Source organism: Saccharothrix lopnurensis, from assembly GCF_042658445.1.
Classification (GTDB): Bacteria; Actinomycetota; Actinomycetes; order Mycobacteriales; family Pseudonocardiaceae; genus Actinosynnema; species Actinosynnema lopnurensis.
The window spans coordinates 83,149-98,368 of sequence record NZ_JBHSQO010000028.1 but is presented as its reverse complement, the minus strand read 5'-3'; the positions used below and the strand labels follow the sequence as shown (position 1 = coordinate 98,368).

The following is a 15,220-nucleotide window of genomic DNA, read 5'->3' as shown; positions in this document are numbered from 1 at the left end:
GGCGCCCGACGGTCGGCGCGGCGGTGTACGCGGTGCTGGTGGGCCGGGCGCAGCTCGCGGTCGTGCGGTCCGGCGGCGGCGCCGGCGAGGTGCGCGCGGCCACGGCGGCGGGCGTCCACGGGATGGTGCCGTTGCAGGCGGCGCTCGCGGCGCGGGGTTCGTGGCGGTCGGCGCTGGTCGTCGCGTGCGCGCTGCCGCTGGCCCGGCGCTTCGGCCGACAGGTGGGTCCCTCATGAGCACCAGGTTCGGGTACGGCACCAACGGGTTCGCCAACCACCGGCTGGACGACGCGCTCGCCGTCATCGCCGACCTCGGCTACCGGGGTGTCGCCCTCACCCTCGACCACCACCACCTCGACCCCTACGCGCCCGACCTGGCCCGCCGGGTCGACGCGGTGGCCCGGCGGCTGGCGGAGCTGGACCTCGGCGTCGTCGTCGAGACCGGCGCCCGCTACCTGCTCGACCCGCGCCGCAAGCACCACCCGACGCTGGTCTCCGACGGGCAGGAGCGGCGGGTGGACTTCCTGGGCCGGGCCCTCGTCGTGGCCCGCGACCTCGGCGCGGACTGCGTGTCGTTCTGGGCGGGCGTGCGCCCGGCGGACGTGCCGCCCGACCGGGCGTGGACCCGGCTGCGGTCCGGGGTGGCCGAGGTCGTCGACCTCGCCGACCGGGCCGGGGTGCGGCTGGGGCTGGAGCCCGAGCCGGGGCACGTGGTGGAGCGGCTCGACCAGGCGCTGGCGCTGCGCGCCGAACTGGGGGAGCCGCACGCGCTGGGCATCACGCTCGACGTGGGGCACTGCGTGGCCGTCGAACCGGAGGACGCGGCGGCGTGCGTCCGGCGGGCCGGCGACCTGCTGGTCAACGTACAGCTGGACGACATGCTGCCCGGCGTGCACGAGCACCTGGAGTTCGGCGAGGGCGCGTTGGACCTGCGCGCGACGCTCGCCGCGCTGGAGGACACCGGGTACCGGGGGCTGGCCGCGGTCGAGCTGCCCCGGCACAGCCACGCCGCGCCCGAGGTCGCCCGCCGCGCCCTGGCCGCCCTGCGCGCGGCAGGCACCCCCGACTGGCTGACCGGGGCCGAGCGCCGGGTCCGCGCCGACCCGACCGCCATCCGCACCCTGTTCCCGGTCGTCGGCCGCGAGGTGGGGCGCGGGCCGGTGCGGGCCGACGACCCGGGCGGCCTGGCGCACGGCACGGTGGACGACGCCGCCCGCGCCCGCCTGGTCGCGGCCCTGCCGGACGCCGCCGAGCTGCCCGACCTCTACCGGTACGGCGACGACGCGGAACGGCGCGGCGTGCTCCGGGCGCTCACCCCGGACACCGACCCGGCCATCGGCCTGCCGCTGGTGCGCGACGCGCTGCGCACCAACGACACCCGCCTGGTCGCCGCCGCGCTCGGCCCCTTCGCCGCCGCCCACCTCGACCCGCACACCTGGCGGCACGGCGTGCTCAAGTGCCTGTTCACCGGTGTGCCGCTGACCGTCGTGCACGACCTGGACCGCCGCGCCGACGACGAGCTGCTGCGCATGACCGCCGACTACGCCGCCGAGCGCGAGGCCGCGGGCCGGCCCGTGCCCGACGACGCCCTGCGCCTGCTGGGGAGGACCCCGTGAAGATCTTCGACCCGCACGTCCACATGACCTCCCGGACCACCGACGACTACGAGTCGATGGCGGCGGTCGGGGTGGCGGCGCTGGTGGAGCCCGCGTTCTGGCTGGGCCAGCCGCGCACCTCGGTGGGCTCCTTCGTGGACTACTTCGACTCGCTGATCGGGTGGGAGAGGTTCCGGGCGGCGCAGTTCGGCATCCGGCACCACTGCGCGCTGGCGCTGAACCCCAAGGAGGCCAACGACCCCCGGTGCGCCGAGGTGCTCGACGTGCTGCCCCGCTACCTGGCCAAGGACGGCGTGGTGGCGGTCGGCGAGGTCGGCTACGACTCCATGACGCCCGAGGAGGACGACGCGTTCGCCCGGCAGCTGGAACTGGCCGTCGAGCACCGGCTCCCGGTGCTCGTGCACACCCCGCACCGGGACAAGGCGGCGGGCACCCGCCGGACGCTGGACGTGGTGCGCGAGTCCGGCCTGCCGCCCGAGCGGGTGGTGGTGGACCACCTGAACGAGATGACCGTCGGGATGGTCGCGGACGCCGGGTGCTGGATGGGGTTCTCCATCTACCCGGACACCAAGATGGACGAGGAGCGCATGGTCGCGATCCTGCGCGAGCACGGCACCGACCGGGTCCTGGTCAACTCGGCCGCCGACTGGGGCCGCTCCGACCCGCTCAAGACCCACCTCACCGGGCTCGCCATGCTGGCCGCCGGGTTCGGGCAGCCCGACGTGGACCGGGTGCTGTGGCACAACCCGGTGGCCTTCTACGGGCAGAGCGGGCGACTGGTGCTCGACGAACCGGGGGAGACCGGTGTGTCCGGTGCGCCCGGGGCGTCGGGGACCTTCGCGGGCAACTCGATCCTGCGGGGTGGGTCGTGACCCTGTCCTACTGCACCAACGTGCACCCGGCCGAGGACCTGGCCGGCGTGCTGGCCCAGCTCGACCGCTACGCCGTGCCGGTGCGCGAGCACCTCGGCGCGGAACTGGGCCTGGGCCTGTGGCTGTCCGCGCCCGTGGCCCGCGAGCTGGCCGGGGACGCGCCGCGCCGCGCGGAGCTGCGCGCCGCCCTCGACGCGCGCGGCCTGGTCGTGCGCACCCTCAACGCCTTCCCGTACGGCGGCTTCCACCAGGAGGTGGTCAAGCACCGCGTCTACCACCCGGACTGGACCACCTCGGCGCGGCTGGAGTACACGCTCGACTGCGCGGCGGTGCTGGCCGACCTGCTCCCGGAGGGCGGGGCGGGCAGCGTCTCCACGCTGCCGCTGGCGTGGCGGCACCCGTGGTTCCCGGCCGACCACGCCGCCGCCCTGGCGCGCCTGGAGGAGGCGGCGGCCGGCCTGCGGGCGCTGGCCGACCGCACCGGCCGCGTGGTGCGGCTGGCGGTGGAACCCGAGCCCGGCTGCGTGGTGGACGACGTGGCCGACGCGGTGCGGCTGCTGGGCGGGCGGGTGGACCCGGAGTTCATCGGGCTGTGCCTGGACACCTGCCACCTGGCGGTGTCGTTCGCCGACCCGGCCGGTGCGGTGCGGTCGATCGACCGGGCCGGGCTGCGCGTGGTCAAGGTGCAGGCGTCGGCGGCGTTGGAGCTGATCGACCCGACCGACGCGGCCACCGTGCTCGGGCCGTTCGCCGAACCCCGCTACCTGCACCAGGTGCGCGCCTTCGCGCGCGGCGGCGTGCATCGGGCCGACGACCTGCCCGAGGCGTTCACCGCGCTGCCCACCGACGGGCCGTGGCGGGTGCACTTCCACGTCCCGCTGCACGCCGACCCGCCCGCGCCGCTGCGCTCGACCACCGACGTGCTGCGGCAGGCGGTGGCGGCGGTCCGCGAGGTCGGCCACACCCCGGACGTCGAGGTGGAGACCTACACCTGGTCCGTGCTGCCCGACGGTCCGACCGCCGACTCCGCCGACGAGCTGGCCGCCGGCATCGCGGCGGAGCTGCGCTGGGCCGCGAAGAACCTGGAGGTGCCGGCGTGACGCTGGTCGTGATCGACGTGGTGGGCCTGACGCCCGCGCTGCTGCCGCACATGCCGAACCTGCGCGCGGTGGGGGAGCGGGGCTTCCGGGCCGAGCTGGGCACCGTGCTGCCGGCCGTGACGTGCTCGGTCCAGTCGACGTTCCTGACCGGGCTGACCCCCGCCCGGCACGGGATCGTCGGCAACGGCTGGTACTTCCGCGACCTGGGCGAGGTCCACCTGTGGCGGCAGCACAACCGGCTCGTCCAGGGCGAGAAGCTGTGGGAGACCGCCCGCCGCGCCGACCCCGGCCACCGGTCGGCGAACATCTGCTGGTGGTACGCCATGGGCGCGAGCACGGACATCACCGTCACCCCGCGCCCGATCTACCACGCCGACGGCCGCAAGTCGCCCGACGCCTACGTCCGGCCGCCCGCCCTGCACGACGACCTCGTGGCGGAGCTGGGCGAGTTCCCGCTGTTCCAGTACTGGGGACCGACGGCCGCGCTGCGCTCCAGCGAGTGGATCGTGGGCGCGGCCCGCCGGGTGCTGGCCTCGGACCGGCCCGACCTGCTGCTGGTCTACGTCCCGCACCTGGACTACGACCTCCAGCGCTTCGGGCCGGACTCGCCGCAGGCCGTCCAGGCGGCCCGCGACGTGGACCGCGCCGTGGCGCCGCTGCTGGTCGACGCGCACGAAGCGGGGGCGACCGTGGTGGCGCTGTCCGAGTACGGCATCACCCCGGCCCGCCGCCCGGTCGACGTGAACCGCGCCCTGCGCCGCGCCGGGCTGCTGGAGGTCCACGCCCAGGCCGGGATGGAGTACCTCGACCCCTGGACCTCGCGGGCGTTCGCGGTGGCCGACCACCAGGTCGCGCACGTCTACGTCCGCGACCCGGCGGACCTGGCCAGGACCCGGGCGGTGGTGGCGGAGCTGGCCGGGGTGGACGAGGTCCTCGACCGGGACGCCCAGGCCCGGTTCGGCCTGGACCACGAGCGCGCCGGCGAACTCGTCGCCGTCGCCGAGCCGGACGCCTGGTTCACCTACTACTACTGGCTCGACGACGACCGCGCCCCCGACTTCGCCCGCGGCGTCGAGATCCACCGCAAACCCGGCTACGACCCGGCCGAGCTGTTCTTCGACCCGGCCGACCGCCTGGTCAAGGCCAGGGCGGGGCTCAACCTGGTGCGCAAGAAGGTCGGGTTGCGCTACGCCATGAGGACCGTGCCCCTGGACCCGTCCCCGGTGCGCGGCAGCCACGGTCGGTTGCCCGACCGGCCCGAGGACGGGCCCGTGCTGCTCTGCTCCACGCCGCACGCCCCCGAGGCGGTGGAGCGCGACGGCCGCCTGCCCGCCACGGCGGTCCGCGACCTGCTCCTCTCCCTGCACCACCCGCCGCGCCGACCCTGAACCGCTGCCGGACCACCCGCCCCGCCGACCCTGAACCCCCGCCACCGGAACACCTGCCCGCCTCGCCACCCGATCCGCCCCACCGGCCCTGACCCTCGCCCCCTGGCCCTCGCCCCCTGACTCCGCCGCCGCCGAACCTCCCCCCGCCTCCAACCCCCGCCGCCGAACCCGCCCCCACCTCCTGACCCCCGCCGCCGACCCCCGCCCGCGACCCCTGCGGTCGCCCCACACCGCCGACCAGCCACCCGCCCACGCGCGCTCCCTTACCCGATCGGGTGGCGGACGCGTTCCGACAACGTTGTCATCCTTGGGAGGGCCCTGTCATGAGCCCGCGAAGGCCGCGCCTGCCCGCCGTCCTCGCGCTGGTGCTCGCCGCGTCCGCGACGACCGCCACCGCACCCGCACAGGCCCAGCCACCACCGCTGGTCACCGACCCGACGAGCCTCGTCAACCACTTCATCGGCACCGGCAGCGGCGGCGAGCACGTCGGGTCGGTCAACACCTTCCCCGGCGCCGCCGCGCCGTTCGGGATGCTCAGCTGGAGCCCCGAGACCACCTCCAGGCCCGCCGGCGGCGGCTACGACCACCGCGACGCGGCCACCCTCGGCCTGAGCGTCACCCACCTGTCCGGCGTCGGCTGCCCGGTCCAGGGCGACCTGCCGATCCTGCCCACCATCGGCGCGGTCACCGGCTCGCCCGCGCGGGCCACCCTGCCGTTCAGCCACGCCGACGAGCGGGCGAGCCCCGGCCTGTTCGAGACCAGGCTCGGCGACGCGGGCACCGGCGGCGCGATCACCACCCGGGTCGCCGCGACCACCCGCACCGGCGTCGGCCGGTTCGAGTTCCCCGCCACCGACCGGGCGAACCTGCTGTTCAAGGCGGGTTCCTCGCAGGTGGCCAACACCGCCGTGCGGGTCCGCGTCACCGGTCCGGACCAGCTCGCGGGCACCATCTCCGGCGGCCGGTTCTGCGAGCAGCGCAACACCTCCACCGTGCACTTCGCCGCCGTCTTCGACCGGCCGTTCGCCGCCACCGGCACGTGGCAGGACGACGTGCTCACCCCCGGCGGCACGGCCGTGGACCACCCGCGCGGCGGCGCGTGGGTCACCTTCGACACCCGGCAGCAGCGCCAGGTCGGCCTGAAGGTCGCGATCAGCTACGTCAGCCAGGCCAACGCCCTGGCGAACCTGCGGGCCGAGGCGCCCGGCTGGGACGTCGACGGCGTCGCCCGGCAGACCCGCGCCGCCTGGCACCGGCTGCTGTCGAAGATCCAGGTCGGCGGCGGCACGCGCGACCAGCAGGCGCAGTTCTACACCGCCCTGTACCACTCCCTGCTGCACCCCAACGCGTCCAGCGACGTCAACGGCCAGTACACCGGCTTCGACCAGCGCGTGCACACCTCGGACCGCGTGCACTACACCAACTTCTCCGGCTGGGACACCTACCGCAGCCTGGTGCAGCTGCAAGCCGTCCTGGCGCCCGCCGAGACCAGCGCCATGATGCAGTCGCTGGTGGACATGGCGGCCGAGGGCGGCTGGCTGCCGAAGTGGCCGGTGGCCAACGCCTACACGGGCGTGATGAACGGCGACGCCGCCGCGGCGCTCCTCTCCTCGGCCCACGCGTTCGGCGCCCGCGACTTCGACACCCGCGCCGCGCTGGCCGCGGTGGTCAAGGGCGCGACGCGGGTGCCGACCCCGGCCGAGCTGGGGCAGGGCTGGTACGAGCAGCGGCCCGGCCTGGCCGAGTACCTGCGCGACGGCCACGTGCACAACACCAGGGCGTTCGACATCTCCCACGTGCCCAACGGCGCGTCGGCCACGCTGGAGTACGCGTTGGCGGACTTCGGCATCTCCCGGTTCGCCGCCGCGCTGGGCGACCAGGCCACCGCCCGCGCCTTCCTGGACCGCTCCCGGAACTGGACCACCCTGTTCAACCGGGGCTCCGGCTTCCTGCAACCGCGCGACGCGACCGGGGCGTTCCCGGCGGGCAACCCGCTGACCACCGGCCTCGGCGTGTTCGGCCAGTCCGGCTTCCAGGAGGGCAACGCCGCCCAGTACCTGTGGCTGGTGCCGCACGACGTCCGCACCCTGCTGGACGCGGTCGGCGGCGACGCGCGGGCGATCAGTCGGCTGGACCGGTTCTTCACGCGGGACAACGCCGGGCCCAACAACCCGTTCTACTGGGCGGGCAACGAGGTCAACATGCACGTGCCCTACCTCTACAACTACGCGGGCGCGCCGTGGCGCACCCAGGAGGTCGTGCGCCGGACCCTGGAGACCCGGTACGCCAACACGCCCGGCGGCGAGCCGGGCAACGACGACCTGGGCGCGCTCAGCTCCTGGTACGCGTGGTCGGCCATCGGCCTGTACCCGGCGACCCCGGGCACGGACGTGCTGACCGTGACCTCGCCGCTGTTCCCCCGGGTCAGCGTCGACCTGCCCGGTCACCGCACCACGATCACCTCCACCGGCAGCGGCACGTACGTGCGCGGCCTGGCGGTGGACGGCGCGGCGACGCAGCGCACCTGGCTGCCGGGGTCGGCGCTGCTCGGCGACGGACCGGGCGGCCGCACGGGCACCTCGCTCGCGTTCGCCCTGACCGGGCAGCCGGACCGCTCGTGGGGCACGGCCCCGGACGCGCGACCGCCGTCGTTCCCCGCCGGCGAGCCGAGGTTCCCGCCCGCCGTGACCCCGGTGGAGCTGACCAGCGCGCCCGCGCGGCCCTCGGTCGCCGTCGGCTCGACCTCCGAGGCCACGCTGTCGTTCGCGGTCGGCGTGGGCGCGGAACCGGTGTCGCCGGTGACCGTGCCGTCCGTGTCGTGGCGGGCCACCCCGCCGGCGGGGGTGACCGTGACCCCGGCCGAGGGCACCGCGCCGGTCGTGGACGGTGTGGCCACCGCCCGGGTGTCGCTGCGGGCGGAGGAGGGCGTGGTGCAGGGCTTCACGGGCATCCCGATCACGCTGACCTCGACCGCGGCGCTGTCCCCGGTCTCGGTGCCGGTCGCCGTGGTCGGCGCCGGCCCCACCGCCCGCGTGTGCGGCGTCCTGGGCGCGACGAACCAGGTCAGGGGCATCACCCACATCGAGAGCGGCGGCGACGGCGTCACCACGCCGGTCGTCGTCGGCGGGCGGGAGGCGCGCCGGATGGTCGAGCGCGTGCCCGGCGGCCTGCACATGTACTTCTCGGTGGACCAGCGGATCGCCTCGGACGGCCGGTTCCCGACCACCTTCGCGGTCGACTACCTCGACGAGGGCGCCTACTCGTGGGGCCTCCAGTACGACTCCCGCGACGGCGGCGCCTACCGGCACGCGGACAGCGTCACCAACACCGGCACCGGCACCTGGAAGACCGCCACGTTCACCGTGCCCGACGCGGCGCTGGCGCACCGCCAGAACGAGCGCGCCGACTTCCGCCTGGCCTCGGGCTCGCCGCTGGCCGTCCACCGGGTGACCGCGGTGGTCGCCGGGACGGGCGTGCTCCCGATGGACCTGTGCGGCTGATCCGCCAACGAGAGGAAACCTGCGATGTCCCAGTCCCCAACGGTGTGGGCACGGGCGATCGGCGCGGTGCTGCTGACCGCGTCCCTGCTCGTCGTCCCCCAGAGCACCGCCGTGGCGGTCATCCCGCCCGGCGACTACCAGCACGTGCAGCTCGCGGCGGGCGCCGCGAAGCTCGGCGAGGCGATGTCCCTGGCGGTCCTGCCGGACCGGTCCGTGGTGCACACCGCCCGCGACGGCACGGTCCGCGTGACCAACGCCGCCGGCAACACCACGTCCGTGGCGGGGAAGCTGAACGTCTACACCCACGACGAGGAGGGGTTGCAGGGCGTCGCGGCCGACCCGAACTTCGCCTCGAACAGGTGGCTGTACCTGTACTACTCGCCCCGGCTCTCCACCCCGGACGGCGACGCGCCGACCGAGGGCACCGAGGCCACGTTCGCCGCGTGGCGCGGCGAGCTGTACCTGTCGCGGTTCACCCTGCGCCCGGACAACACCCTGGACCTCGCGAGCGAGAAGATCGTGCTGCGCGTGCCCAACGACCGGGGCCAGTGCTGCCACGTGGGCGGCGACATCGACTTCGACGCCCAGGGCAACCTGTACCTGACCACGGGCGACGACACGAACCCGTTCGTGTCCGACGGGTACACCCCGACCGACGAGCGCACGAACCGCAACCCGCAGTTCGACGCCCAGCGCTCCTCGGGCAACACGAACGACCTGCGCGGCAAGGTGCTGCGGATCAGGCCGCAGGCCGACGGGACCTACACCGTCCCGGCCGGCAACATGTTCGCGCCGGGCACCGCGCGCACCCGGCCCGAGATCTACGCCATGGGCTTCCGCAACCCGTTCCGGATGAGCGTCGACAAGCCCACCGGGCACGTCTACCTGGGCGACTACGGGCCGGACGCGGGCGTGACGAACGCGAGCCGGGGCCCGAGCGGGCAGGTGGAGTTCAACCGGATCACCGCGCCGGGCAACTTCGGCTGGCCCTACTGCACCGGCACGAACACCACCGACGAGACCTACGTCCGCTTCACCTTCCCCAGCGGCCCCTCCGGCGCCCGCTACCAGTGCGGCTCCGGCGTGACCAACTCCTCGCCGCGCAACACCGGCCTGGCCACGCTGCCCCCGGCGCAGCCCGCGTGGATCAGGTACTCCGGTGACGCGGGCTCGCCGCCGGAGTTCGGCGGCGGCTCGGAGTCGCCGATGGGCGGCCCGGTCTACCGCTACGACCCGAACCTGAACTCGCCGACGAAGTTCCCGCAGTCGCTGGACGGCCGCTACTTCGCGGGCGAGTACGGCCGCCAGTGGATCAAGGCGATCGGCGTGAACGCGAACGGCTCACCGGGGGTGATCGAGGACTTCCCGTGGGACGGCACGCAGGTCATGGACATGCAGTTCGGCCCGGACGGCTCGCTCTACGTGCTCGACTACGGCACCGGAGAGGGCAACCAGGCCATCTACCGCATCGACTACAAGGGCAACGCGCCGCGCAACCCCGTCGCCAAGGCGGCGGCCGACCGGACCTCGGGCCCGGTGCCGCTGACCGTCCGGTTCTCCTCCGCCGGCAGCTCCGACCCGGAGGGCGGCGCGCTGTCCTACCGGTGGACCTTCGGCGACGGCGCGACCTCGACCGAGGCCAACCCGACGCACACCTACAGCAGGGCGGGCAACTACTCGCCGACGCTGACCGTCACCGACCCGCAGGGCCTCACCGGCACGGCGAGCGTCCTGGTCACCGCGGGCAACACCGCCCCGACCATCACCCTGGGCACGCCCGGTGACGGCACGCTGTTCTCCTTCGGCGACACCGTGCCGTTCCAGGTCACCGTCACCGACCCCGAGGACGGGCCGGTGAACTGCTCGCGGGTGAAGGTCACCTACCTGCTCGGCCACGACAGCCACCGGCACCAGATCACCCAGGCCACCGGCTGCTCCGGGCAGATCGCCGTGCCGGTCGACGGTGAGCACGACGCCGCGGCCAACATCTACGGCGTCTTCGACGCGGAGTACACCGACAACGCGGGCCTGACCTCGCACGCGGTCAGCGTCCTGCAACCGCGCCACCGGCAGGCCGAGCACTACGCCGCCCAGTCGGGCGTCGAGCCCGCCAACCACGGCGGCGCGCAGGGCGGCCGCACCGTCGGGTTCACCGACAACGGCGACTGGATCTCGTTCCAGCCCTACCGCCTGGGCAACGCCCGGTCGGTGACGGCCCGGGTGTCCTCCGGCGGGCCCGGCGGCACGATCGAGGTGCGCGCGGGGTCGGCGACCGGCTCGCTGCTCGGCACCCTCACCGTGCCGAACACCGGCGACTGGGACACGTTCGTGGAGGTCTCGGCGAACCTGTCGAACGCGCCGACCGGCACCACGGCGCTGGTCTTCGTGTTCAAGGGCGTGACGGGGCAGGGCAACCTGCTCGACCTGGACGCGTTCACCTTCGCCACCGGCACCACCCCGCCGCCGGCGACGGAGGTACTGGTGTTCAGCAAGACCGCGGGCTTCCGCCACGACGCCATCCCGGCGGGCACCCAGGCGATCCGCGAGCTGGGCGCGGCGAACGGGTTCACGGTCACCGCGACCGAGGACGCGGCCGCGTTCACGGCGGCGAACCTGGCGCGGTACGCGGCGGTGGTGTTCCTCAACACGACCGGCGACGTGCTGAACGACGCGCAGCAGTCGGCGTTCCAGTCCTACGTGGACGGTGGCGGCGGTTACGTCGGCGTGCACGCGGCGGCGGACACCGAGTACGACTGGCCGTACTACGGCCGGCTGGTGGGCGCGTACTTCCACTCGCACCCGAACATCCAGCCGGCCACCGTGCGGCCGGAGGACCGCGCGCACCCGGCGACCGCCCACCTGCCGACCGCGTGGAACCGCACGGACGAGTGGTACAACTTCCGCACCAACCCGCGCGCCACGTCCCGGGTGCTGGCCAACCTGGACGAGGCCAGCTACAGCGGCGGCAACATGGGCGGTGACCACCCCGTCTCGTGGTGCCGCGCGCAGGCGTCGGGCCGCTCGTTCTACACCGGGCTCGGGCACACCACCGAGTCCTACGCCGACCAGGCGTTCCGGACCCACCTGCTCGGCGGCATCCGGTACGCGGCGGGCCTGGTGCAGGCGGACTGCCGCCCGCAGCAGCAGCCGTCCACGCGGGTGGAGGGCGAGGCGTACACCTCGTCGTCCGGCGTGCAGGTCGCGTCGCACGGCACGGCCAGCGGCGGCCAGACCGTCGGCTACATCGACGGCGGCGACTGGGCGGGCTACGGGCAGACCGCCGCCTCGGGCAAGCGCCAGTTCACCGCGCGCGTGTCGTCGGGCAACGCGGGCGGGCGGATCGAGGTGCGCGCCGGGTCGCAGACGGGCACGCTGCTGGGCTCGGTCGCGGTCGCCAACACGGGTGGTTTCGACCGGTTCGCGGACGTGTCGACGACGCTGACCGGCAGCGGGACCGGACCGGTGTTCCTGGTGTTCACCGGCACGGGCTCGGGCGGGCTGTTCGACGTCGACCACTTCACCCTGTCCTGACCGGGAGCGGGTGAGCCCAGGTCCCCGAGCCCGGTCAGCGCGGGCTCGGGGACCTGTTCGACCCCGTGCGCTTCTGTCCGATCGTGTCAGTGACAGGTGTTTGGTCCAGACCATAACCTGGGGTGACGCCGCCGCTGTCCACCCTGTCGCGAAGAGGAGTTCCACTCGTGAGGACAGCACGCACGATCACCGCGACGGCCGCCGCGGCCATCGCCACGGCGGCCCTGAGCGCCGCGGCCCTGACCACCGCCGCCCTGCCCGCCGCCGCCGGTCCGGTCACCGACTGGGACCGGATGCTCGCCCAGCAGCCGCTGGTGCGCACCGCCGACACGGTCCAGGCCGAGGTGCTGCGCGGCGGCCACGCCGGGTTCGCCGGCCTGGTGCTGGAGGACGACCACGTCGCGCTGTGGTGGAAGGGCGACGTGCCCGCCGCCGTCCGCGCCGCCGCGTCCCGGGGCGAGGCCCCGGTGACCTTCGAGGCCGCCCGCCACTCCAACGCCGAGCTCCGCGAGGCCGCCAAGGTCGTCCAGGCGCAGCGCGGACCCGGCGTGCACGCGATCAAGGTGCCCGCCGACGGCAGCGGCCTGGTCCTGGGCGCCACCTCCGAGGTCGCCACCCGCGCCGTGCGCGTGGACGTGCCGGTGCGGACCGTGGTGGAGGAGCCGCTGGCCCCGGTGTCCCGGCAGAACGACGCGCCGCCGTGGAAGGGCGGGGCGACCATCGTGCTGGGCAACGCGGCCTGCACCTCCGGGTTCTCCGTCCGCAACGGCGACAACGCCCGGTTCCTGCTCACCGCGGGCCACTGCGGCAACCCCGGCGTGCGCGTCACCGACCCCACCGGCGAGTACATCGGCACGGCGGGCGCCAAGCACGGCGACCACGACATCATGCTGATCCCCACGGGCAACGTGGTGAACCAGCAGTACGTGGGCGGCGGGGACAGCAACTCCACCGAGGTCGTCCGCGGCTGGGGCGACGTCTACACCGGCGAGTACCTCTGCCAGTCCGGCGTGACCAGCGCCCGCACCACGGGCGCGCCGGTGTGCAACATCAAGGTCCTCTTCTTCTACGCCGACCGCGAGGACCTCGTGGAGGGCGAGCAGATGAACGGCCAGCCCTCCGCGCGACCCGGCGACAGCGGCGGCCCCGTGTACGGCCCCTCGTCGTCGGGCGGCGTCATCGCCAAGGGCACCGTGACCCGGGCGGCGGGCGCGCGGATCGGCTTCCAGGACTTCCGCACCGCCAACCGCGACTTCGGCGTCTACATCCCGCTCTGACCGCGCTGACCACCCCGATCCCGACCGCGCCGCGGGGGCGGTTCCGACCGCCCCCGCGGCGCGGTCGTCACTGCGCCTGTGGCGTCGGGTGGCCCTCCGAAGCCTGCACGACGACGATCCCGTGCCCGGACAGCGCGAGCTGGTACGCCTCGCCCGAGCCCCGCCCGATGGCCGCGGCGAGCTTCGCCGTCCGCCGGATCGAGGACTGCAACGAGGTGGACCACAGGACCGAGGACTGCATGTCGACGAACGTCGGCACGTCCACGTTCAGCACGACCGGCGTCCCGTACGCGGTGACGGCGAGCGACCCGGTGCCGGTGAACGTCGTGTTGAACAGGCCGCCGCTGAGCATCGACGCGCCCTCGACGCGGTTGATGTCCCACTTGAGGGTGCTCTCGAACGCGAGCACGTTCTTGCCGTTGACGGTCACGCCCTCGTCCTCCAGGTGGACGATGAACACCTCGTCCGCGTCCTGGGCGAGGAAGACGTCCCCGCTGCCCGACACCTTCATCAGCGACATGCCCTCGCCCGTGAGGGCTTTCTTGAACAGCTTGCCGAGGCCGCCGCTGCCCTCGTAGGCGAAGTCGACGTCGCCCTGGTAGGCGACCATCGACCCCTGTTTGGCGAAGAAGAAGCCCCCGGTGCCGGTGAGGTCGACCTTGAGCATCCGGTCGTTCTGGAGCTGGAAGCTGCCGGGCTCGACCGATCGCTCCGCGTGGTCGAGAAGTGAGCTGCGCATGACCCGATGGTGCAGGTGTTCCCCTGAACGCGCACCCCGGCACGCCGCCCGACGGCTACTTCCCCGGCCGGTGCCGAGGCGCCACCGCCGGGGGCGCACGAGTTCGGCGTTCCGGTCGACCCGCCCGGCCCGCGGTTATGATCATGCCCGGGTCAACCGAGGGGAGCCGCCGTGTCTCGTGCCGGATCGATCGGGCTCGTGCTGCCCCGCGACCTCGACGGCTCCCGGGTGCTGCCCTACGCGCGCCGCGCCGACGAACTCGGGTTCGACGAGCTGTGGGTGGTGGAGGACCTCGGCTTCCACGGCGGGATCGCCCAGGCGGCGGCCGTGCTGGCGGTGACCGGGCGCATCCGGGTCGGCATCGGGCTGCTGCCCGTGGGCGCGCGCAACGCCGCGTTCGCCGCCATGGAGGTGGCGACGCTGGCCCGGCTGTTCCCCGGCCGGGTGGACGTGGGCATCGGGCACGGGATGCCGGCGTGGATGCGGTCGGTGGGGGAGTGGCCCGCCAGTCCCCTGACGCTGCTGGAGGAGTACCTGCGCGCGGTGCGGGGGCTGCTGCGCGGGGAAGCCGTGCGGCCGGGCGAGTACGTCGCGCTGGACGGCGTCCGGTTGGAGGACGCGTGCCTGCCCGAGCAGGTGCCGCCGGTGCTGGCCGGGGTGCGCGGCCCGAGGTCGCTGGCCCTGTCCGGCCGGCTGGCGGACGGCACGGTCCTGGCCGAGCCGACCACCCCGGAGTACGTGCGCGCCGCGCTCGGGCGCATCGGCGCGCCGGGCCCCCACCGGCTCGTGGGCTACAACGCGGCCGCCGTCCACCCCGACCGGGCGGTGGCGGTCGACGCCGTGCGGGACGGGCTGGCGTGGATCGGCGAACCCGACTGGGCCCCGCACCTGGCCCCGCTGCCGTTCGCCGGGGAGTTCGCGGCGCTGCGCCGGGAGTGCGGCAGCCGCGAGGAGTTCGCGCGCCGGTTGCCCGAGGAGTGGGTGCGGCGGCTCGCGGTGGTCGGCACCCCCGACGACGCCAGGGCGCGGCTGGACGAGCTGTTCGCCGCGGGCCTGGACAGCGCCGTGCTCATCCCGACGGCCGGGCAGGGGCCGGAGCAGCTGGCCGCCGTCCTGCAACCCGCCGGGTAACCAGGGTTCGCAACCGGTGGCGCGGTCGCGGTGACCGGGCCCGGCGCGAGGACGCACGCGGCGCCCA

General features: G+C 74.6%; 9 protein-coding genes and 1 pseudogene. 9 read left to right on the top strand and 1 reads right to left on the bottom strand.

The genetic code is table 11. The features are described 5' to 3' along the window. The 8 genes and pseudogenes from ACFP3R_RS24395 to ACFP3R_RS24360 all read left to right on the top strand — a co-directional run. Positions 1-236, top strand: a pseudogene (locus ACFP3R_RS24395) (SCO3242 family prenyltransferase); the annotation flags it as partial. Further along, a complete protein-coding gene (locus ACFP3R_RS24390; RefSeq protein ID WP_380638715.1) occupies positions 233-1,615 on the top strand; it encodes an EboA domain-containing protein in 1,383 nt (460 codons plus the stop codon). The pseudogene ACFP3R_RS24395 and the gene ACFP3R_RS24390, both read left to right, overlap by 4 nt. Beyond that, positions 1,612-2,487 carry a TatD family hydrolase gene (locus ACFP3R_RS24385; protein ID WP_380638714.1) on the top strand — a complete coding sequence of 292 codons (876 nt, stop codon included), beginning with the start codon at positions 1,612-1,614 and terminating at the stop codon, positions 2,485-2,487. The genes ACFP3R_RS24390 and ACFP3R_RS24385 overlap by 4 nt, the downstream gene beginning before the upstream one ends. Then, the gene (gene eboE / locus ACFP3R_RS24380) at positions 2,484-3,587 is read left to right on the top strand and encodes a metabolite traffic protein EboE (protein WP_380638713.1); all 1,104 of its coding nucleotides are present in this window, start codon (positions 2,484-2,486) and stop codon (positions 3,585-3,587) included. The genes ACFP3R_RS24385 and eboE overlap by 4 nt, the downstream gene beginning before the upstream one ends. A 2-nt stretch (positions 3,588-3,589) precedes the next feature. Further along, a complete protein-coding gene (locus ACFP3R_RS24375; protein ID WP_380638717.1) occupies positions 3,590-4,975 on the top strand; it encodes an alkaline phosphatase family protein in 1,386 nt (461 codons plus the stop codon). A gap of 323 nt (positions 4,976-5,298) precedes the next feature. After that, on the top strand, positions 5,299-8,475 hold the full coding sequence (locus ACFP3R_RS24370) for a GH92 family glycosyl hydrolase (RefSeq protein ID WP_380638712.1): 3,177 nt from the start codon (positions 5,299-5,301) through the stop codon (positions 8,473-8,475). 24 nt (positions 8,476-8,499) lie between these two features. After that, entirely contained in the window at positions 8,500-12,006 is a 3,507-nt protein-coding gene (locus ACFP3R_RS24365) for a ThuA domain-containing protein (protein ID WP_380638711.1), read from the top strand. A 167-nt stretch (positions 12,007-12,173) separates the two neighbouring features. Then, entirely contained in the window at positions 12,174-13,283 is a 1,110-nt protein-coding gene (locus ACFP3R_RS24360; RefSeq protein WP_380638710.1) for a chymotrypsin family serine protease, read from the top strand. Between the two features lie 67 nt (positions 13,284-13,350). Here ACFP3R_RS24360 and ACFP3R_RS24355 read toward each other — a convergent pair whose 3' ends face one another. Further along, positions 13,351-14,022, bottom strand: a complete 672-nt coding sequence (locus ACFP3R_RS24355) for an AIM24 family protein (protein ID WP_380638709.1) — start codon at positions 14,020-14,022, stop codon at positions 13,351-13,353. A 171-nt stretch (positions 14,023-14,193) separates the two neighbouring features. Here ACFP3R_RS24355 and ACFP3R_RS24350 point away from each other — a divergent pair, with 171 nt between their 5' ends. Then, positions 14,194-15,153 carry an LLM class flavin-dependent oxidoreductase gene (locus ACFP3R_RS24350; protein WP_380638708.1) on the top strand — a complete coding sequence of 320 codons (960 nt, stop codon included), beginning with the start codon at positions 14,194-14,196 and terminating at the stop codon, positions 15,151-15,153. Positions 15,154-15,220 lie beyond the last annotated feature (67 nt).